The 19446-nt window shown below is 34.7% G+C and carries 24 protein-coding genes; 21 read left to right on the top strand and 3 right to left on the bottom strand.

Features of this window, described 5'->3' with window-relative positions; all coding sequences use genetic code 11:
* The first annotated feature begins 192 nt into the window (after positions 1-192).
* The 6 genes from E5329_RS15680 (at position 193) to E5329_RS15655 (ending at position 3778) form a co-directional block, all read left to right on the top strand.
* A complete protein-coding gene (locus E5329_RS15680; protein WP_135990426.1) occupies positions 193-636 on the top strand; it encodes a hypothetical protein in 444 nt (147 codons plus the stop codon).
* Between the two features lie 187 nt (positions 637-823).
* A complete protein-coding gene (locus E5329_RS15675; protein WP_135990425.1) occupies positions 824-1372 on the top strand; it encodes a DUF4879 domain-containing protein in 549 nt (182 codons plus the stop codon).
* A gap of 14 nt (positions 1373-1386) precedes the next feature.
* Positions 1387-1887 (top strand): hypothetical protein, encoded by a 501-nt coding sequence (locus tag E5329_RS15670; RefSeq protein WP_135990424.1) that lies wholly within the window; start codon positions 1387-1389, stop codon positions 1885-1887.
* 100 nt (positions 1888-1987) lie between these two features.
* Positions 1988-2395 carry a DUF6674 family protein gene (locus tag E5329_RS15665; protein ID WP_275443332.1) on the top strand — a complete coding sequence of 136 codons (408 nt, stop codon included), beginning with the start codon at positions 1988-1990 and terminating at the stop codon, positions 2393-2395.
* A 261-nt stretch (positions 2396-2656) separates the two neighbouring features.
* On the top strand, positions 2657-3169 hold the full coding sequence (locus E5329_RS15660) for a hypothetical protein (protein ID WP_135990423.1): 513 nt from the start codon (positions 2657-2659) through the stop codon (positions 3167-3169).
* A 36-nt stretch (positions 3170-3205) separates the two neighbouring features.
* Positions 3206-3778: a hypothetical protein gene (locus E5329_RS15655; protein WP_135990422.1), complete on the top strand. Its 573-nt coding sequence runs from the start codon at positions 3206-3208 to the stop codon at positions 3776-3778.
* A gap of 194 nt (positions 3779-3972) precedes the next feature.
* On the opposite strand, the gene E5329_RS15650 is transcribed toward E5329_RS15655, so the two are convergent.
* The gene (locus E5329_RS15650; protein ID WP_135990421.1) at positions 3973-4743 is read right to left on the bottom strand and encodes a hypothetical protein; all 771 of its coding nucleotides are present in this window, start codon (positions 4741-4743) and stop codon (positions 3973-3975) included.
* 377 nt (positions 4744-5120) lie between these two features.
* On the opposite strand from E5329_RS15650, the gene E5329_RS15645 reads away from it, so the two are divergent.
* Positions 5121-5588, top strand: a complete 468-nt coding sequence (locus E5329_RS15645) for a hypothetical protein (RefSeq protein ID WP_004055684.1) — start codon at positions 5121-5123, stop codon at positions 5586-5588.
* 80 nt (positions 5589-5668) lie between these two features.
* On the opposite strand, the gene E5329_RS15640 is transcribed toward E5329_RS15645, so the two are convergent.
* On the bottom strand, positions 5669-6220 hold the full coding sequence (locus E5329_RS15640; RefSeq protein WP_135990420.1) for a DUF3879 family protein: 552 nt from the start codon (positions 6218-6220) through the stop codon (positions 5669-5671).
* Positions 6221-6436: 216 nt separating this feature from the next.
* Here E5329_RS15640 and E5329_RS15635 point away from each other — a divergent pair, with 216 nt between their 5' ends.
* The gene (locus tag E5329_RS15635; protein ID WP_135990419.1) at positions 6437-6670 is read left to right on the top strand and encodes a helix-turn-helix domain-containing protein; all 234 of its coding nucleotides are present in this window, start codon (positions 6437-6439) and stop codon (positions 6668-6670) included.
* Between the two features lie 46 nt (positions 6671-6716).
* Here E5329_RS15635 and E5329_RS15630 read toward each other — a convergent pair whose 3' ends face one another.
* A complete protein-coding gene (locus E5329_RS15630; RefSeq protein WP_135990418.1) occupies positions 6717-7475 on the bottom strand; it encodes a DNA-directed RNA polymerase subunit alpha C-terminal domain-containing protein in 759 nt (252 codons plus the stop codon).
* A 399-nt stretch (positions 7476-7874) separates the two neighbouring features.
* Between E5329_RS15630 and E5329_RS15625 the strand changes: the two genes are divergently transcribed.
* The 13 genes from E5329_RS15625 (at position 7875) to E5329_RS15565 (ending at position 19339) form a co-directional block, all read left to right on the top strand.
* Entirely contained in the window at positions 7875-8600 is a 726-nt protein-coding gene (locus E5329_RS15625; protein ID WP_135990417.1) for a LytR/AlgR family response regulator transcription factor, read from the top strand.
* A complete protein-coding gene (locus tag E5329_RS15620) occupies positions 8601-9902 on the top strand; it encodes a sensor histidine kinase (RefSeq protein ID WP_135990416.1) in 1302 nt (433 codons plus the stop codon). It begins immediately after the preceding gene.
* A gap of 144 nt (positions 9903-10046) precedes the next feature.
* Positions 10047-10631 (top strand): accessory gene regulator B family protein, encoded by a 585-nt coding sequence (locus E5329_RS15615; RefSeq protein WP_135990415.1) that lies wholly within the window; start codon positions 10047-10049, stop codon positions 10629-10631.
* Positions 10628-10774 carry a cyclic lactone autoinducer peptide gene (locus E5329_RS15610; RefSeq protein ID WP_135990414.1) on the top strand — a complete coding sequence of 49 codons (147 nt, stop codon included), beginning with the start codon at positions 10628-10630 and terminating at the stop codon, positions 10772-10774. The genes E5329_RS15615 and E5329_RS15610 overlap by 4 nt, the downstream gene beginning before the upstream one ends.
* A 172-nt stretch (positions 10775-10946) precedes the next feature.
* Positions 10947-12380 carry a S8 family serine peptidase gene (locus E5329_RS15605; protein ID WP_135990413.1) on the top strand — a complete coding sequence of 478 codons (1434 nt, stop codon included), beginning with the start codon at positions 10947-10949 and terminating at the stop codon, positions 12378-12380.
* A complete protein-coding gene (locus tag E5329_RS15600; protein WP_135990412.1) occupies positions 12373-14079 on the top strand; it encodes an ABC transporter ATP-binding protein in 1707 nt (568 codons plus the stop codon). Before E5329_RS15605 ends, E5329_RS15600 begins: the two co-directional genes overlap by 8 nt.
* Positions 14080-14237: 158 nt before the next feature.
* Complete coding sequence (locus E5329_RS15595; RefSeq protein ID WP_135990411.1) at positions 14238-14918, top strand: DUF6033 family protein; 681 nt, start codon at positions 14238-14240, stop codon at positions 14916-14918.
* A gap of 54 nt (positions 14919-14972) precedes the next feature.
* Positions 14973-15140: a CLI_3235 family bacteriocin precursor gene (locus E5329_RS15590; RefSeq protein ID WP_135990410.1), complete on the top strand. Its 168-nt coding sequence runs from the start codon at positions 14973-14975 to the stop codon at positions 15138-15140.
* 70 nt (positions 15141-15210) lie between these two features.
* The gene (ccpM, locus tag E5329_RS15585) at positions 15211-16644 is read left to right on the top strand and encodes a Cys-rich peptide radical SAM maturase CcpM (protein ID WP_168356647.1); all 1434 of its coding nucleotides are present in this window, start codon (positions 15211-15213) and stop codon (positions 16642-16644) included.
* Complete coding sequence (locus tag E5329_RS15580) at positions 16644-17729, top strand: TIGR04066 family peptide maturation system protein (RefSeq protein WP_135990408.1); 1086 nt, start codon at positions 16644-16646, stop codon at positions 17727-17729. Before ccpM ends, E5329_RS15580 begins: the two co-directional genes overlap by 1 nt.
* A gap of 11 nt (positions 17730-17740) precedes the next feature.
* Complete coding sequence (locus E5329_RS15575; protein WP_135990407.1) at positions 17741-17998, top strand: hypothetical protein; 258 nt, start codon at positions 17741-17743, stop codon at positions 17996-17998.
* A 161-nt stretch (positions 17999-18159) separates the two neighbouring features.
* Complete coding sequence (locus tag E5329_RS15570; RefSeq protein WP_135990406.1) at positions 18160-18606, top strand: hypothetical protein; 447 nt, start codon at positions 18160-18162, stop codon at positions 18604-18606.
* 400 nt (positions 18607-19006) lie between these two features.
* Positions 19007-19339 carry a helix-turn-helix domain-containing protein gene (locus E5329_RS15565; RefSeq protein WP_135990405.1) on the top strand — a complete coding sequence of 111 codons (333 nt, stop codon included), beginning with the start codon at positions 19007-19009 and terminating at the stop codon, positions 19337-19339.
* Positions 19340-19446: the final 107 nt, after the last annotated feature.

The raw sequence follows: 19446 nt of genomic DNA, 5'->3' as shown, positions 1-19446 counted from the left end.
TGTACCTGTAAAAAGCGGAAAAAGCCGATAGAGAAAAGTCCTCTTGAATTGAACTTAGGTTTGATTCAGGGGGATTTTTTGTTTTGATGGTCATTTTCTGCAAAAACAGGTCACTTTCTGCAAGGGGTATTATGATATTCATTTCTATTGCCGTAAATATAGTCAAATAAAGAGTTAAAGGAGAGTTTGCGTATGAAAAAAATATTTAGCATAATGATACTTGGAGTATTCTTAGTGGTCAATACTATTACTGTAAGTGCTGCTGAAGTAATGTCACCAACTAAGCCAATAACCAGTACACAACTGTACATATACGAGATAACTTCGGAAAAAGCAGGACAAGAAATTATAAATGGAAATAATGGAATAAATGTGGATCATGGTGGAACTTGGTTGCAGATAACGCTGGTTGAGACAGGAACTATTAATAAAACATTACAAGTAAATTTTAACGGTAGTAATATGATTATGATAGATAGTGCAGAAATGGATATTAATGGGGACGGTATTATAGACAAAAGGATAAGCATATGGAGATATGAAGGGGGTGAATTTGAAAATGGGGCGATAACAATTACGGCTACCGCTTCTGCATATCCGTGGAATACTATATCTTATAGGTATATGGTTTTCTGATTTGGAAATACAATAAATCATTTTATATAGAATGCAAGGTAATGTTTTGTAAAAATCAGTATCACATAATTTTATACATTGGAGAGGGGGAGCAAAATGCTTTATGCCTACAATACCAGTAGGTGTCGGATAGATGGGTATGTGAAACTGATTACATAAAAATTTTTATAAGAAAGGATGAATTAATATGAAAAAGTTTAAAAAGTTGTTAAGCGTAATGGCACTTGGAGTATTATTGATTACGAATGTTATTCCGGTAAGTGCTGCTGAAAAGGATCAGTCGGCAAAGATAGAAAGCCTGAGTGAGCTTGATTTAGAAGCATATACTCAGGAGCTTTTGGAAGCTGATGACGGGATACAATTATATGCACCAGCTCCGGCATTAACACAGTTCAAGTTATTGCTGATTAACTCGGAAAAAGCAGGACAGGAAACAATTCAAAATTCTTCATCTTCAATGCAGGTTGGTTCCCGTTTAGATCATGGTGGAACATGGTTTCAGGCAATAACGGCAGAAGTGGGGTATGCTAAAAGCAGATTCGCATATTTTAATGGCATGAGAATGACATTGACGGCGACTGAACCAATATTCCTCGATAGTGACAATATCATAGATGGATATTATTGCCTTTGGACATATGAAGGAAATGAATATGAAGCTGGAACATTCACGGCAAATTCCACTTCGGCAAATTCTCCGTGGAATACAATGAGTTTGAGATTTAATGTGTATTAAGGAGGAACTGTGCTATGCAGATTAGTTCTAGTTATTCCGTAAGTGCTGTGCCATATGATATTAGGCATAAGCAGGATAATGTTCCTCAATTTAGTGCTGAACGGGCTGTTAAAGAAAGCAAAAATATAAATCGGTATATGCCAGAAGCAGACTTTGATGAAAAAGCATTTGATATGATTGGTCCGAATGCTCCGCAAGATGTAAAAGATGCATGGATGGAGACAGCTAAAGAAGTAAATGCGAATGGCTTGGGAATAAAGGGGAACGGAATGTTGAGCCATATATCGCAAATGATGGTGCAAAGGCTTAACAAACAGCTTAGGGAAGAAGGAGATGTGGATAGCCTGGATATTTTGGGAAATACCAAAGAATCTGCAATTCAGGCAACGAAACAAGCACTTTATAATTTAGATCACCCGGTAGTGTACACTCCTAAAACTATAGAAGTTCAGCAAGCTTGTATTAAAGAACGGGAATTTTATGTTGCGTTTTTGGAAAAGTTAGAAAAGTTATAATCTTTTTGGCTGTTTGCAAAAAATGTAAAAAGACAAAAATCTCTTGGACTGGATAAAAATTCAGTTCAAGAGGTTTTTTAAATCAAGGCAAGTACTAGGGATGAGGGAAGCCGGACAGAAGATCGTCAATACTTTCCGTACATGTGCGGATAAATCGGAAAAGGAGTATGGGGAAAAGAAGTTCTCAAGGACAGAGCTGATTAAGAAAACTTTTCAGGCAAAGAGAAAGCTGTTGTCTGGTAACTTGAATTGTGCGGATGCTACAATAGAAAAGATAGAACAGCTTGCTGCAGATGTGAAACAGTATCAGACGGATAAGGCAGAACGGGAGACGGCAGGCATTGGGAATATGGGGGCTGTAAATCCGGTTGAACTTGCGATAGTTGCAGAGCCGGAGTTCCAGTATGGGGCAGAGGCGTTTGAAGCACACCAAAAGGAAACAGAGAAAGCGTTGACAAATGATAAAGCAACAAAGACTGTACCTGTAAAAAGCGGAAAAAGCCGATAGAGAAAAGTCCTCTTGAATTGAACTTAGGTTTGATTCAAGAGGATTTTTGCTTGGATGGTCATTTTCTGCAAAAACAGGACACATTCTGCAAAGTATATTTTCTTTTATTTTGGTCTTTGCTATTATTGAGAAGATACAATAGATTGTTCTATATGGCACATTAAATAGTGGGGAAAGGAGTAGTAAATATAATTGTGAATGTGTTTATAGGATTGTCTGTATTTAACAACAAAATGATATTGAAATAGGAGGAACTGGATTATGTTTAAGAAAATCAAAAAAGTAGTAGCTTTTGCATTGGCTTTAACCATGTTGATGGGAATGAGTACAGCAGCATTTGCGGCAGAAACTGATGAGCAGAGTGGCAAGAATCCTTTTGCCGAGGAAATGACATCATTGGGTAATGTTTCATCAGAAGCAGATAGGTTGAGCGGTGGAGTAGATCTTCAGGTTTGGCCCGGTGATGGACCAGCACCACAGGTAACTCGTTTGGAAATTGCCGACATTGGAGTATTAAATTCAAACGGGAATCTGTGTATTCTTTTGAAAGTATATGGGTACGGAAGAGGATATACAACATTCAACGGAAGAGAAATTGATTATGTTGCCAGTGAGCCGTTTATTATTTCAGGAACAGGGGCAGATGGTTTCTATTATTTGTATGATTGTGGGGTAAAACCAGTAGCAGGAAGTTATGTTTTTTATAGCAAATTTACATCTACTAATTACCCGCATAAAGTTGTATCGATCAACTACCCGTTTGAACTGAAATAGGATGTGCCTGAAAAAAATGTATGAGGAGGTGATATTGTGCTAAGTATTAGTTCTAATTCTGCATATACATACGGTTATCAGACAGCATCATGTCGCAGACAGAATATTCAAAATACATTTGCAGAGAATGTGCATAAACAATTGACGCCGCCTAGCGTTATTCATATAGGAGAATTGGGATTTGGTGCAGACAATTTGGGAAGGCAGTATGCATTAAACTATGCAGAAGACTCAACTGACGAAAATCCGATAGTAATTGCAAAGGGGAACGATGAGTACGGAAGGCAGTTTGAAGAAAAGATATATGTCAACGACATAGACTTAAATCATGCATCCTACTTGGAAATGGCTGCATTAGCAGCACATACAAAGACAGATAGTTGTGTACCAACGGCTTTGTCATCAGGACATCATGATTATTTCCAAAAAGAAAATTATGTCGAGGATTTTAATAAGTGTATATCTGATCTGTACAAATTAGGTTCTTATGATGCTGCACTATATGAAACGAACATCTTGAGGAAATATATGGATTACTTTAAGGCTATAAAGAAACAACAGATTCCTCAGATGCAGTACGGATTACGTGGTATGCTTGCTTGGCAGTAAAAAATAAATGGCGGCATATGTTTATCAAGACACTGCAAAGAATGTGTTTATAAGTGACAGTAAGAACTGATAGAGAAAAGTCCTCTTGAATTGAACTAAAGTTTGATTCAAGAGGATTTTTTGCATTATCGGTCATTTTCTGAGAAAACAGGACACTTTCTGAAAGGGATATTGTTTCATTACTATGTACAAGATTAGATTTGATTGTTTTCTAATATCGCTTTTACACTAAGCAATATTGACGGAGGCATACTATCAATGAATATTTCAGCACAAGAGCATAGCTGCGAAACAGTGTAAATACGGTACTTTCTGCCTAATGTTTGAGCATCTTTTCTTGGCATAATCTCAAACAGATACTGATCTTCCCACGTCTGAAAAATAATTCCTTTATCTTTTAGGATATAATACATCTTCATAGTATCATTGTAGTCTTGCTGGCATATCATATATAAATCGTGAGTGGTTATTTTTTTCAAATCATCAAAAGAAGTAATCTTATATCTATAGAGTCCCTCGTATTGTGCTGAATTAAAAGGCAAATGGTATGGAGCCAGATTTTCTTTAATTTCATGTATGGAACGCAATTCTATACCATGAGCTTTACATATTTCTTCCAACTCAATCATTGTTTGTTCTCCGAGATTACGCATACGGGCATGTTCCTCTTTAGAGCATAGTGATAATTGCGATAAATACAGGATATAATTTCTCTCAAGAATATGTAGAAGCCTTTGGGACATTGGGACATCATAAATTGATATTGCATTTTCCGGGGGTAGTAAATATCCGGCAGTATTAAGTTCCTGAATAATGGAATAGACACGATGACGTTGCAAGGGGAACTTTTGTATCAAAGAAATATAGTCATGACCTTCCAGATCGGAAACCATAGTAAAGCCCAGTTCATGAAGGATATTTTTAGTACAGTCAGAAATTTTTAAATCATCTATATGCAAATCCATAAACTTTCACTCCTTTATTCATTCTATTTTACTCGTAATAAAGACAAATTGGCAATACATAAAGCAGAAAATGACAATTTTTAGCAGAAAACAGATATTGCATAGCCTTTTTATATGTCAAAGCTGAAAAGATAATTTTTTAACAGTGCAGAAGTATTGTATATAAAGCGAATTTTCTTGATGAAGTTACATAAACAGGACTGATTTTAGCCTTCTTGAATTGAACACAGGACTGATTCAAGAGAACATTCTATTTTGTTGGTCATTTTCTGCAAAAAAAGGATGTTTTCTGCAGGAGGGTTGTTTTAGAATAAAAAAATTGTTAATATGCAAATGAAGTACAGCCACTTTGTTTGTATATAGCGAGGAGGATTGCCATGAAGAAAATTTTTTCGATGATACTGTGTTTTGCACTTTGTGCAATGTTGATTACGCCTATGTCTGTATCGGCTGCTGAAATAGATACAACGTCAAGGGATGTAGTTGTTAGCAATGATATTGCAGCATATACAACAAATTATTTTTCAGGATCGACAGGAAGAATGAACTCAGTGAATGGACTGCAATCGGGGGCTTTTAACATTTCATCTGGTTCAATAAATGAAAATGCAAAAGTAACTGGTATAGTGGTAAATGTTACTGTAAGTAGTGGGAGTTCAGGCTTCTATCTGATTATTGAAGATCCCAATGGATATTATTCGGAAACATATGTTTCAAGAAGCGGTGAAATTAGAATTCCCGATTTTAATGGATTGTATGCGAAGGGAACATGGAAAATATCAATTGTAACTGTCGGAACAGTTTCTACAGCAACGGCTCGAATGAGAGTAAATTATCAGTATTAAAAAAATTAGGTGGCTGTACAAAGAAAAGGGAGATTAGATCTCCCTTTTTAATTAGTAAATAAGTGTGCAAGATTTTATGTTTATATTTTGGTATCTAACCTTTGGTTTCCGCCTATTGCATTTACGCAATCCTGTAATAAAGTATCATCTGAAAAGATTTCATCAAGTATTTCATGTGAAATAGGTTTTCCAGCCGTCCATGAAGAATCTTTTTCTTTTACCGCCTGAGTTACCCTTCCAGCGAGTTCTAAGTGAAGTTGGCTTAATGTCCACGGAGCTGCACGACGATCTGATGCGTTTAAGGTCTTTACATAAGAATGTATTTTATCATAATATGCGTCATGTTCAGCAACATTGCTACCTGACATTCCTCCATATTTATAAAACGCTTTTTTTACATCCTCTAAGACATGATTCTTCATTTCGTCAGATACATTAATAACTCTTCTCCAGTCACTTTTTCCTGTAATGCCCATGCCTTCAACTCCATAAGAGTTTTTAAAATGACCGGAACGTAAATCATCGATAGTATTTATGCCGGAATTATTTCTGTGGCTTGTTTTGGGCTGAGAAAAAACTGTTCCTTGTGAGAATAGCTTTGATATATTTATGTTTGTCTGTCCTATACGCATATGCAAACCTCCTTAAATACTTTTTATTTAAGTATAGCATATGCTAAAAATCATTCAAATGCCATTTTCTGCAATAGAAGGTCATTTTCTGCAATGGAAATCTGTTTTCTGTAATGAAAATTACATAAAATGGACTAGAATCAGTCCCTTCTCAATAACCTTATTGAATACAATGTTCGGAAAGGACTGAAATGGGTTCATGGGTATGGTGGCGATATGGAGCAGAAAATAAAGCAGGACGAAATATTTATTGGGCAGAATATCAGGCGTATCAGAAAAGAAAAAGGGATACGGCAGACTGAAATGGTAGCATTGATGCAATTACAAAATGTACCCGTAACCAGAGAAGCATTAGTGAAGATAGAAAGGGCAATACAGCATATACAGGCATCGCAGCTTAGAGCAATTAGAAACGTATTGGAAACAACGTATGATGAATTGCTAAAATAAAAATGACAGATCGGTGTGACCTGTCATTTTATTATACATTACATATTTATCCGATTGATAACAATTCTTTCATTGCTGCCGCAAATGAATTTGAGGATGAAAGGCTTTGCTTTAGCATACATTCATTGCAGGCAGGCATTTGTGAAAGCATACTGATTTTATGCTTTTTCCATAACAGAGCAGCATTTTTTTCTGGCAGAATCTCAAAAATATATTTATCCTGCCAGTTGTCAAATTTAATTCCGTTATCCGTTAAAATATAATAGATCTGCATGGCAAGACAATAATCTTCTTTGCATATTTGGTATAAATCATGAGCTGTCATATGTTTAAAGTCATCTAAACAGGATATATTGTTTTGGAACAGCATGGGGTAAATTTTTGATGGGAACTGGTATTTATTAAAATGTTCTTTGATAGATAATATGGATCGTATTTCAATATTATACTCCTGACAGATTTGTTCCAATTCTATAACTGTTTTTTCTCCTAAGTTTCGGAAATGCAGAATTTCTTCTTTGGGATAGGAAGAAAGCTGCGAAAGATACATTACACCATTTCGTATAAGAGCGTTCTGCAGGCGCTTTGACATAGGAACATCATACACTGATATTTCATTGCTTGGTGGAAGCAGATAACCTAAAGGGTTCAGTTCGTTAATTAAGGGTTTGATGTTAAAATTCTTGGGGAATTTATTTACCAAAGTAATATAGTTTTGTCCTGCCAGTTCTGAAACCATTGTCAAGCCTATACTTTTTAGGGCTGACTTGGAGGAGGCAGAAATGTTTAGGTCTTGAATTTTCATATCTATATCATTGCTCCTTCGTTCTTAGGGTTGAAATGGAAACAACCTTAGTATAACACCTTTTCTGAAAAATACAAACCTGAAATGGACTAAAACAGGTTCAAATTTGAGAAATTATTTTAAAAGCAAATATGAAATTTCTATTATTTTATTGTGCCTGTGTCAAATTCTGCATAATATGGTCATTTTCTGCAATTTGATTGACTAACGTACTAAAGGAACATAAAATGACAAGTGGAATTAAAGATTTGAGAGTATGTATCTTGTTTTTCCATACTGTAAATGTAAAAAAGAATTAAGGGAATTAACAAGACGTGTCGAAATACAGAGTAGACGGGGGATGAAATATTAAGAACGGACTACTAATAAATTATCTGAGAAAGGGGGGAAACAAATTAGATGTTCAGAATTGCTATATGTGATGATGAAAGTGTTTTTGCAGAGGAATTAAAAGGACTAATCTCTGGTTATATGATGGAAAAAGGACTTGTTTTTGAAATAGATACATATAGTTCTGGTGAGGCATTGGTAAAATTGGGAATTGAGGTAGTACGGTATACCGCTGTATTTTTAGATATTAATATGGAGAAGATTGATGGTATCATGACGGCTGAAAAAATCAGAGAGGTAAGCCGGGAAGTATTTATTGTATTTGTGACTGTATATGTGAATTATTCTTTAGAAGGGTATCGTTTGGATGCCGTTCGGTATTTGTTAAAGAGCAATGCAAACTTTCAGAGTACAGTGAATGAATGTATGGATGCCATTATGGACAAACTTAACTATACAGTTGCAATAAAGAAATTTGATTTTAAAGAAGGTACAAAAGAAGTGTCTCTGGAAAGATTGTTGTATATCGAAAGCAGGCTGCATAAACTTGAGTTTCATGTTATGGAAGATGATATGAAGATTTATACCATGTATGAAACGCTGAATGCATTGGAAGATAGACTGGCAGCTAATAAATTTGTAAGGATACATCAGAGTTATCTTGTGAATATTAAGTATATAAAAAACGTTATAAGATATAAGGTAGTATTGACAAATGGGGTTGAACTGGTCATACCAAAGGTAAGATATACATACGTCAGGGAACAGTTTATATCATATCAGGGAGAAGTTTAGATGTCTGATTTATTGGCAGAAATATTCATCATATTTTTTGAGGTGCTTTGTTGTAAAATATTTTATGAAATATTTGGAAAAGTACGTTATAAGGGATGTATTAACAGTATCCAATTGATTTTGTTGGCAGGCACTATATTTGGGGGTGCAAGAGGATTGTCAGATTTGTTTATGGTAAAGCAGATTGTGGTGGTATCGACATTTGCTATTTTTATGTTTTGGCATATAAAAGTCAATGTTCAAAAGTCATTTATGTTGGCGATACTTTATCAGGCGATTTTATTATCCATAGATTATTTGGCATATTCTATTATGAATGAATTGTGTCCGGGTAATGACATGGTAATAAAACAATATAGTTTGGGAAATGTTTTAGTTATTCTGCTTGGAAAAGCAATTTTATTTTTTTGTGTTCTCATTATAAGTAAAAAGTTAGGAGGGAAATCTACAGAGATTCTTGCTGATCAGGAATATTTAAAATTTTTGTTTTTTCCTGTTTTTTCTATAGTAATAATAGTCTCTATGCTTTCTGTTTTTCGATATGTGGAAACACCAGAGCAGGCTATGTTATTATTAATAAGTGCATTTGGTATGGTTGGAATGAATATAGTAGTATTTTATTTGATTAAAGATATTATGGAGAGAGAAACACAATTATATGAAAATAGAATTTTTCAGATTAAAGTCAAAAATCAGGTAGAGATGTATCGATCAATATCAGAGAACTTTGACAGGCAGAAAAAAAAGACACATGAATACAAGAACCAGATTGGATGTATAGAATCATTGTTGGGAAATAAACAGTATTCAAAATTGGAAGAGTATGTAAAAGGAATATGTTGCAGACTGGACAGAGAACTGGATGCCATTGATACTAATAATGTAATAGTCAATGCAATTTTAAATACAAAATATCAGGAAACAGAAGCAAATGGAATTGTCTTTGTACTGCGGGTAAATGATTTATCAAAGTTACAGATTGATGATGAGGATATCGTTACGATATTATCTAATTTGCTAAATAATGCGATCGAGGCGTGTAAAAAGTGTGACAGAAACAGAAGAATACTGAAATTGAAGATTGTTAATGAAGATGGCATGATAAAAATCGGAGTTAGAAATACATTTAACAATCCTATACTTTATGAGAATGGAGAAATAAAGTCCACAAAAATGTTACATATAGAGGAACACGGAGTAGGAATTGGAAATATTATAGAAGTTATTGAGAAGTATGATGGATCATATATTATAGAAGATTGCGATCAAGAGTTTTATTTTTCTATTATTATTCCTAATTGATAAAAACGCATCTTAATAAGTCATTTAACAAACGTCGGATGATTTTAAAATGTCCGTTTTCTGCAAAAAATGTCCGTTTTCTGCAAAGCATATTGTTTTAATTGGAAAATTCTTTATAGTTAATAAAAAGGAGAAGAACATAGAATGATAGAAAAGATGGTGCTGAAATTAGTAAGTCAGATGGAATCAAGAAAGATAATAGACGAAGCCAACAGTAAATATTATGTGTATGCTTTGATAATGATAGTAGAACACATAATAGCTGTCGGAACCATGTTGGTTATTGGTATTATTTTTAAACAGTTTATACCAACAATTATTTTTCTTGTGTTTTTTCTTTCACTGAGGAAACGGACTGGAGGATATCATGCTGGCAAATTTTGGCAGTGCTATCTTATGACAATTCTAATTTACATTGGCGTTATTCAGGTTGCAGTGGCACTTTCAGAAAAACCTTTGGCTTTGTATGTGATGTTATTTCCCGCTGTGTTTGTTATTGAGATTATTGGAACGATAAATCACCCCAATATTGATTTAAATAAGGACGAATTGCGAGAAATGAAAAAGACAGCAAGATTACTTGTTTTGATGGAGACAGTGGTGATTGCCATACTGGTTGCTTTGAATATTAATCAGCTATATGTAAGTTATATGTCAGTAGCGATTATTTTATGTTCATCCTTGATGTGTGTAGCAAAAATTTTAAAACAGGAGGTAAAGGTAAAATGAAAAATGCAGAAAAGTTTGCAATCAAAACTTTGGGGGTAATAGAAAAGATTGCCCGGAGTGAGGTGAAGAATGTACTTAGTGGTACATCTGCGTGTGCGGGAATCTGGCATCAGCCTAAAAGACCGAAAAGGAAAAAGGATTAAACGGCAACATCATTACATCATTATCGTGTAACAGTTAGTATAGGCACAATGAAAAAATTTGAGGGCTGCTGCACTAAGTAATTAGTGCGCAGTCTGTTTGTTTTATGAGATATATGAGAAGATTTTGCTAAATCATTTTAAGCAGAGTGAAACAGATTTTAAGAGGTATGTCATGGATCAGGATATCAGGATTGCAATTATAGATAATGGTATTAACGAGTTTTTCTTAAAAAGGAAGTTGGAAAAAAGTATTACCATTAATGAAAATGGTATTTGCATAGCTGATACAAAAGATATAGATCAGCAGCAATTCCAACATGGAACAAATTGTGCAATGATATTGGAGGAATACTGTCCACACTGCCGTTTAATTAGCATAAGAATTTTGGACGAGAATGGTAGAGGCGCAATTAAAAGTATTTATCCGGCATTGGAGTGGTGCTATAACAATCAAATAAGTCTGGTTAATTTAAGTTTGGGAACGGTAGATTTTAGGGATTGTGAAAAGCTAAGAATCTTGATCAATGAATATGCTGTCAATGGTATGATTATTATAGCAGCAACAGCTAATTCGGGTTTTGTGTCATATCCGGCTGCTTTTACTAATGTGATCGGTGTGGCAACTATGGGTAGTCCGTTAAACTATTCAAAAGATTATATGCAAATGGGCATTGATACTGTTGTGCCATCGGAACATATAGTTAAAATATTTGATAATGAAATAAGAACATCATTGAGTAATAGTTATGCAGCACCATATGTATGTGCTTTAATTGCAAATAGGTTAAAAACTGATAGCACATTTAGTATAAAAAGATTAAAGAAATATGCGAAAGAGCATAGCCATATTGAAATGCTTGAGGGTGTATATGAACCAGATTGGATTTATAAGGCATATATAACAGGTCGTAAGAAAACGAACAGGGCAAAGTATTACTTTGAGACAGTTTCAGGAGAGTTTAACTACATACAGGAAGAAGTAGATACTGTAGTAGCTTTTTCTATGACTGATTTGAAAGAACTGGATATAAAAAATAAGAATTTGGTATACCTCGGAAAAGAGGAAATTCATAATATAGATGTACAGGGATTTTTTTGGAGCAGGGAAACCAGGCAGCAGCAGATATTGAACAATCATTATCATGGAAATGGTCTTGAGGTTCCGGTAGTAATATTGGAAATCGAAGCTGCGATAGATACTTCTTATATACTTACTGAATTAAGGAAGTCTTTTGCAAATGGTGGTTATAATGCATATACGATAGGAATGGAGCCGGAGTGTGTGCTGTATGGGTTAGAGTATATGCCGGAGCCTGTTGGAAATCATGAAGTATGGAAAAATTTTATAGAGAGTCAGGTTTTTTATAAACAAAGCGATTTGGTTATATGGTGGGTTCCATTGGAAGATAGAGAGAAATTTTTGAAAGTATATCCTGATTGCGATGTAGAGATTAGTCTTTGCCGGGAGGGAGAAAGTATCTTGGCTAAGTTTTCTTTTGAGGAAGAAAAGGCTGAGAAAAAAATATCAGGACTGATTGACAGTAAAGATGTTGAGGAAATATATCATATTATAGAAACGAAACTGACGGAGGATGAAGATGGATAATAAAGTTGCTGTAAAGAGATTACTTCTGTTGTTGAACAGATACAGAAAAACAATCATTGTGATTGTCTGCTGTCTGTTTATTTCTACAGGATTGAATCTTTGTGTGCCGCTAATCAGCCAACGGATCATGGATGATGGCTTTATTGGTGGTAATAAGAATTTGCTAATCGAGCTGGTTTTGGCATCTATGGTAATATACACTATAAATTCCCTTATAGATATAATTAAGGAAAAGAAACGTGTAGACATTTCAGCAAAGATACAGTATTTTCTTTCAGAACAGTCTTTTTCACATCTTATGAAGCTGCGGGTTAATTATTTCAATAATACCAATTATGCGGAGACTCTTAATAATATTAACACGGATATTAACCAGATGACATCTATTGCTGACAGCAGCGTTTTTTTTGTGATTACGCAGGCGTTTAGCATGGCAGGCGGCATTATTGGATTATTTATCATAGATTTCAGAATGACAATACTGGTGCTTCTATTTATACCGATCAAGTGTGTTGTGATGAAATATTTTGCTAAGAAACAAAAGCAGATTATGGACGAGTTCATAATAAGAAATCAAAAATATGCGAAGTGGTTTGGAGATACTGTCGGAGGGGTACGGGAAGTTAAACTATTTAATATCTTTGATAAAAAACATGAGGAATTTACACATAATCAGAATGAAATTATAGAAAAGCAAAAGCAAATGAATATGTTAAGCCAATGGAATATGATCGTAGACAGCATTATGGTACAGTTCCTTTCCACACTGTTATATATATTGGGCGCAAATTTGGTGTTTGACTTGAAACTTTCGGTGGGTAGTGTGTTTGCTTTCATTACATATAGCGCTTATGTAACAGGACCGATTTCTGCAATCCTTAATATAGGATACCTTTTATCAGGGATTATTCCGTCAACTAAAAGATATTATGCGTTTATGGATTTAGAGGAAGAGTCGGATAGCGGAAAGACCTTAGATATGCGTTTTAATGATTTGAAATTGAAGCAGGTTTCTTTTGCATATGAAAAAGATAAGTGTATTTTAAAGAGTATAGATATTTTGTTCGCAAAAGGCAGTAAGACCGCTATAATCGGGCGCAATGGTTCGGGAAAGACAACAATCATCAATCTTCTTACCAGAATGTATGAGCCAACAAGTGGAAAAATATTGCTTGGAGCAGAGAATGTTTCAGAACTGCCATTGTGGGCATACAGAAATATGGTATCCGTGGTAAGCCAGCAGATATACCTTTTTAATGACACGATAAGAAATAATATCTGTTTGTATAAGCATGTGGACGATTCAAGGATAGAAGCTGCTTGTATGGATAGTGGACTTGAAGATTTTATAAATGAGGTTTCTTTGGATTATGTAGTAGGACAGAACGGAGCAATGCTTTCCGGTGGGCAGAAACAGAAGATAGCTCTTGCTAGGGCATTGATACATGACAAGCCGATTGTAATATTTGATGAAGCCACTTCAAACACGGATGCTTATTCAGAACAGCAGATCAATGGACTGCTGAATACGAAGCTGAAAGAAAAAACAGTGATAGTAATAACACATAAGAAAGAGATATTGAGCAAGGTGGATCAGATTGTCGTGCTGAAGGAGGGAGTGGTTGATGATACTGGGACATATGATGAATTGATAGGTAAAAATGATGAATTAGATATTATGATGGAGAAAGCAGAGTGAGTATAAAAAATCTTTTCAGCGGTATAGTTCGTCTGAAAGGATTTTTTTGTGCCATTTTCTGCAAAAACAGTCCACTTTCTGCAAGGATAATTGTATTTGCTTAAAAATCTGCTATCATTAAGAAAAAGACTGAAATTATATCAAGGGAGGATGATACTATGGCAATAGCAGGAGTGAATGACTATACAAATACATATGCGGCAAACAGAACAAGTTACAGTACAAAAGGAAGCAGTGGGCTGAGCGGGACGGCTCAAAGCTATCTGAGTGACTTGAAACAGAAATATTCGGATGTAAATATTACGGTAGCAGATTTCAATAGCGAAAAACAGTCAGATGCCTATATGTTAGGTAGCCGTGGTTATAATAATGTGGCTATTTCAGCTAGTGTTGTGGAGAGGATGGCAACTGATCCGCAGACAGCGGCGAAGTATGAAAAAGTTGTTTCAGGTATGAGTGGAAATGCAGAGCGGATAGAAAAGTTTGCACAAGAAAACAATGATGGAATTCTTGGGGCAGGTGTTGTCATTGACAAGAATGGAAAAGTGTCATATTGGATGGTCGGCAGGAGTAAGGACACAATGGAAAATCCCGGCACTGTATATAAAGAAAAGGTGCAGAAGCAATTAGAGGAGAAACGAGCAAAAAAGAAAGAAGAAGAGAAGCTGAAAGAGAAAAGGATAATTAAGGCAGAAACAGCGGAAAAGTTATTGGAAAAGAGAAAAGCTGCCAAATCCACGGAAGCTGTCTCAGCAGGGGATGTATCCAGCACTGGAGTAGATGGGTATGTCAGAAAAGTTACAGAAGAAAAAAGAGTACAGATGGATATCACTGTTTAACATGATATGTTATTTTTCAATGACATAAATATTGTAGAGTAGGAGGTGAGATACATGAAGAAATTGGGAAAGAAGAGAACAGGTAACACTAATACTGTTCAGGCGTATGCATGTGGAGGAGCATTTTGTGTATGCAAGGCATGTGCGGCTGCTTCCGTTGATTCAATGCTCTATAATGGAACTAAGAGCCAGAACGATGGAACATTAATGCTGATTGGCTGATTGTATGTCAGGGAGTAAGTGTACGAGGGGCTGCTGAATAAGCAGTCCTTTGTAACATATGGGAGGAATAATGGAAAGTACGATAAAGAAATTAAACTGCCATTTGTTTAGAGTTTGTGGAAAATATTATGTATATGATGTTCCAAAGAATGTCATATTGAAAGTGAATAGAGATACCTATAATGAAATTAAAGAGTTAAGTATAGAGGAACAGAGCGATTATAAAGGGGACAATAATACAATTAAGGAATTGCTGAGTGAAGGCTATTTGAGTTCACAATATATTGAAAAAATAGAGCATCCTATGACAAGGAATATAGAGAGTGCATTAGATAACAGCTTACATATGCTTACACTGCAAGTAACGCAAAATTGTAATTTGCGATGTAAATATTGTGTGTACTCTGGAAGCTATATTAACCGAAAGCATAATAATAAGAGAATGTCCTTTGAAACAGCAAAAAAAGCAATTGATTATTATATTTTACATAGTTCACAAATGCCGAAATTACGATTTGGTTTTTATGGCGGTGAGCCAACTCTGGAGATAGAACTAATCCGTAAATGTGTTTCATATATCAACGGATGTTCATTGGGAAAGCCAGTTGAATATAATTTAACAACAAATGCAACTATTCTTAATAGGGATATTATTCAATTTTTTATTGATAATCATTTCTATTTAACAATAAGTCTGGATGGATCTAAAGAAATACAAGATAAAAACAGAGTCTATGCAGAATCAGGAAAGGGAACTTTTGACAAGGTTATTGAAAACATTGGCTGGTTAAGAAAAGAGTTTCCAGATTTTTTGCAGCGGGTTCATTTTAATATGGTTATGGACCCGGTAGACGGATATAGTATTTCCAATGATTTTTTTATGAAAGATGAAAGGGTAAAGGGCATTGAGGTAAATGCTTCGCAAAAAAATGATGTTAATTATACAGAAGAAATAGCAAAAACACCAGAATATTATATGAATCGTTCTTATGAGCAATTTAAGGTGATTTTCGATTACTACAGGGATATTAAAGAAGATATTTCTCCATTGGTAACTGGTTATTTGGGTGGAATAAAGAATAATATTGCAGATATGTTAAAGGGAGACGAGTCTGGCTATAAAATTGGACATCCGGGCGGTCCCTGTGTTCCGGGGTTACAAAGGTTATTTGTAAACGCTGACGGAAACTTTTATCCATGCGAAAGAACGAATGAAGATTCAGCGATGATGATTATTGGTAATGTAGAAGATGGAATAGATATAGATAAGGCAAAAACTTTGTTAAATGTTGGAAAGATTTCAGAGAATGTGTGCAAAAAATGTTGGGCATTTCGATTTTGCACTTCATGTGCGGTTTATGCGGAAGATAAAGACAAATTATCAACAGAGAAACGGCTGTCTCGATGTGATTCGATTAGGAGTGCTGTAGAAACAAATTTTAGGGAATATTGTATATTGAAAGAATTGAAAATGGATTTTGAAGAATTGGAGGAAACAGACTAATGAAAAAAGTATTGCTTTTTCCATATAATTATAATTGTTGTGAAATCTTAAGATATAGGGACATGCTTATAGATTATGAAATAATAGGAGTCTTAGCACCGTCTGGTTGGGGAGTAAATGGGAAAGATGCAGGAATAGTGGATGGTGGAAAGGATATAGGAGTTAATATTCTTGAAACCATAAATTACGAACAGGAATTTCAAGGTGTTTTGATAGTTGCCGATTGCACCAATGCGGAAATAGAACAGGCAGTGTTGATTTATGCAGAAGATGCGATTAATCATGATAAAGAGATTATTTTTGCAACCGAAGTTAGTGATAAGGTAAAGGAAATGTGTTCTAACAAGTCGGCGCAGATAACTTATTTATCTGATAAGCAGCCGATTATTAAGCACAGATGGAAGTTGCTGCAAATAAGTACGCCTATTGTGGCAATCGCTGGTTTAAATGAGCTTACCCACAAATTTAAGATACAATTAGAAGTGAATCAATACTTTAGAAAGCAGGGTTATAAGGTAAGTCATATAGGATCAAAGCAATATGGAGAACTTTTTGGCATTCATTCTTTTCCTGATTTTATGTATTCTGATTTGAATGAAACAGAAAAAATATATCGTTTTAATAAATTCATAAAGGATATAGAAAAGCAGGAACAACCGGATATAATAATTGTTGGCGTACCAGGAGGGATAATGCCTTATAATGAGAAGTTTCCGGGATATTTTGGAATTACCATGTTTGAAGTAATGCAGGCAATAAGACCAGATGTATTGGTTATGAGTTGCTTATATGAGAATTACAATGCAGAATATTTTGAAAATTTAGCAACGGGCATTCGTTATAAGTATGGTATAGATGTAGATGCGTTTAATATATCGACTTTTCAAGTTGATATCAATGAATCGGAACAGAGTAGGGTTCTACAATATTACAAGGTAACTTATAATGAGGTGGCTAAACTAATTGATTCTTACGTTGATAGCAACATACCAATCTTTAATATAATGAATGGAATTGACGGACAGAAGATTGCGGAACTGGTACTTAATAAGCTACAGGAATACAGTGAAGCAGAATTGGTGTAAGGAGTGGTAATATGCAGAAATATATTGAAGAAAAGGTGTTTAATATATTCAGAGAATATCTATTCCGTGATCTGACTCAATGCGAAAATCCTCTATCAGAGAGCATATTTGGAGAAAAAATCGCATTACTTCCAGCAGAGGCATATTTTTTCTTGCTTAAAATAGAAGAAGAATTTTCAATTAAATTTTCAAATAATGTTGTGATTGAAAGAAGATTCAATTATTTAAGGGATATTGTGGAAGAGATAGGTAAATGTTTGGATAAATAATTTGGGGTAGGGATAAGAGTAGAATATAACTAATAGGCATGTGCTAAAGCATACCCGTAATGAAGAACTAATAAGCTAAATTAGATATAAATGAAGTGATAGTTATTGCTGACAGTTTTTGTAAACAGCTAATCAAAAAAAGTCTTATAAGAGGATTGTATATGAAAAAGGTGTTATCAATTATTTTGTGTATAGGTTTGTGCATAATTTCTGTTATGCCCGTATGGGCAGAAGAAGTATCAAAAGAGCCTTATGTGACAGTAGAGGAGTATAACATGTCAATATATTCGTCAAATTATTTTGTTGGTCCAACGATACGGCTAAATTCAACATTTGGCTCCGAATCTGGACATCAAAATATTTCAACAGGTTCTGCGAGTGGCAATATTTCTTCTATTATTTTAAATGTCCGTGCAGGAGGTGATCCATTTAAATTATATCTGCAAGCTCCTGACGGAACTCTGTTTTGGAGTGTTATTGATACAACTGGTGTTATAGGCGTAGATAACTTTAATGGTAAAAATTTGTCTGGAACTTGGGTTGTATGGATAGAAACATTAGGAATTGCATCAACAGCATCAATATCAGTGAGAATAAATTATAGTTAATAGAGCAGAACAAGTATATTAGCAAGTTGTTATCGAAAAAAATACAGATACGCATGATGAATATTAATTCTATTTTATCATGCGTATTTTTTTCCTTACCTTTTGTTAGTTCCCTGCAGTTTTGCAGTAGGGAAATTTATATTGGATGATAAATTTTTTACATAGATTTGTATTTAAGGGATATATGCGATGGGTGATCCAGTGCAATATATTCCTCAAAAGTAAATACGGCAGCTTACGAGTACACAAATCGACATGGCAGGTCGGTGCAGTGTACTCTTTTTTTTACCACTGTCGAAAATTGCTGATTTATCAAGACATATACATACGAAAGTCGAAAAGAGGACCACCTACAGATTCTTCATTTCACAAATAAATTAAAAGAATGGAGAATCAGAAAATGAATGATATAAAATATATTATTGCCGATAATGTGAAATTATACCGTAAAAAACAAAATTTAACACAATTTGAACTGGCAGAGAAAGCGGAGCTTTCAGTTGATTCTATAAAGCGGATCGAACATGGGAGCAGAACAATGTCGTTAGAAAACTTTATGAGAATTGCAGATGCATTGACTGTTCCTCTCTCATATCTCTTATATGAAAATCTAAATGAAATTCCCATAACAGAACGTATTCTAAATGTCTTAAACAGTAAAAGTGGAAAACAGCAGGAATATTTAGTACATATGCTTGAAGAAATGTCGTTTGGTCTGGACAGGCTCTTATAGCAAATGTAGGAAAGACGAAAAAGGTGTATGGGGGATTCTATGCGCCTTTTTGCAAGATGTATTGTAGTATGAAATTTTTGACAGTAATGAAAAGATTTTTTGTTTTT

Source organism: Petralouisia muris (assembly GCF_004793545.1).
Classification (GTDB): Bacteria; Bacillota; Clostridia; order Lachnospirales; family Lachnospiraceae; genus Petralouisia; species Petralouisia muris.
Note: the sequence above shows the minus strand (reverse complement) of the source record. Positions and strands in the feature narration are given on the sequence as shown.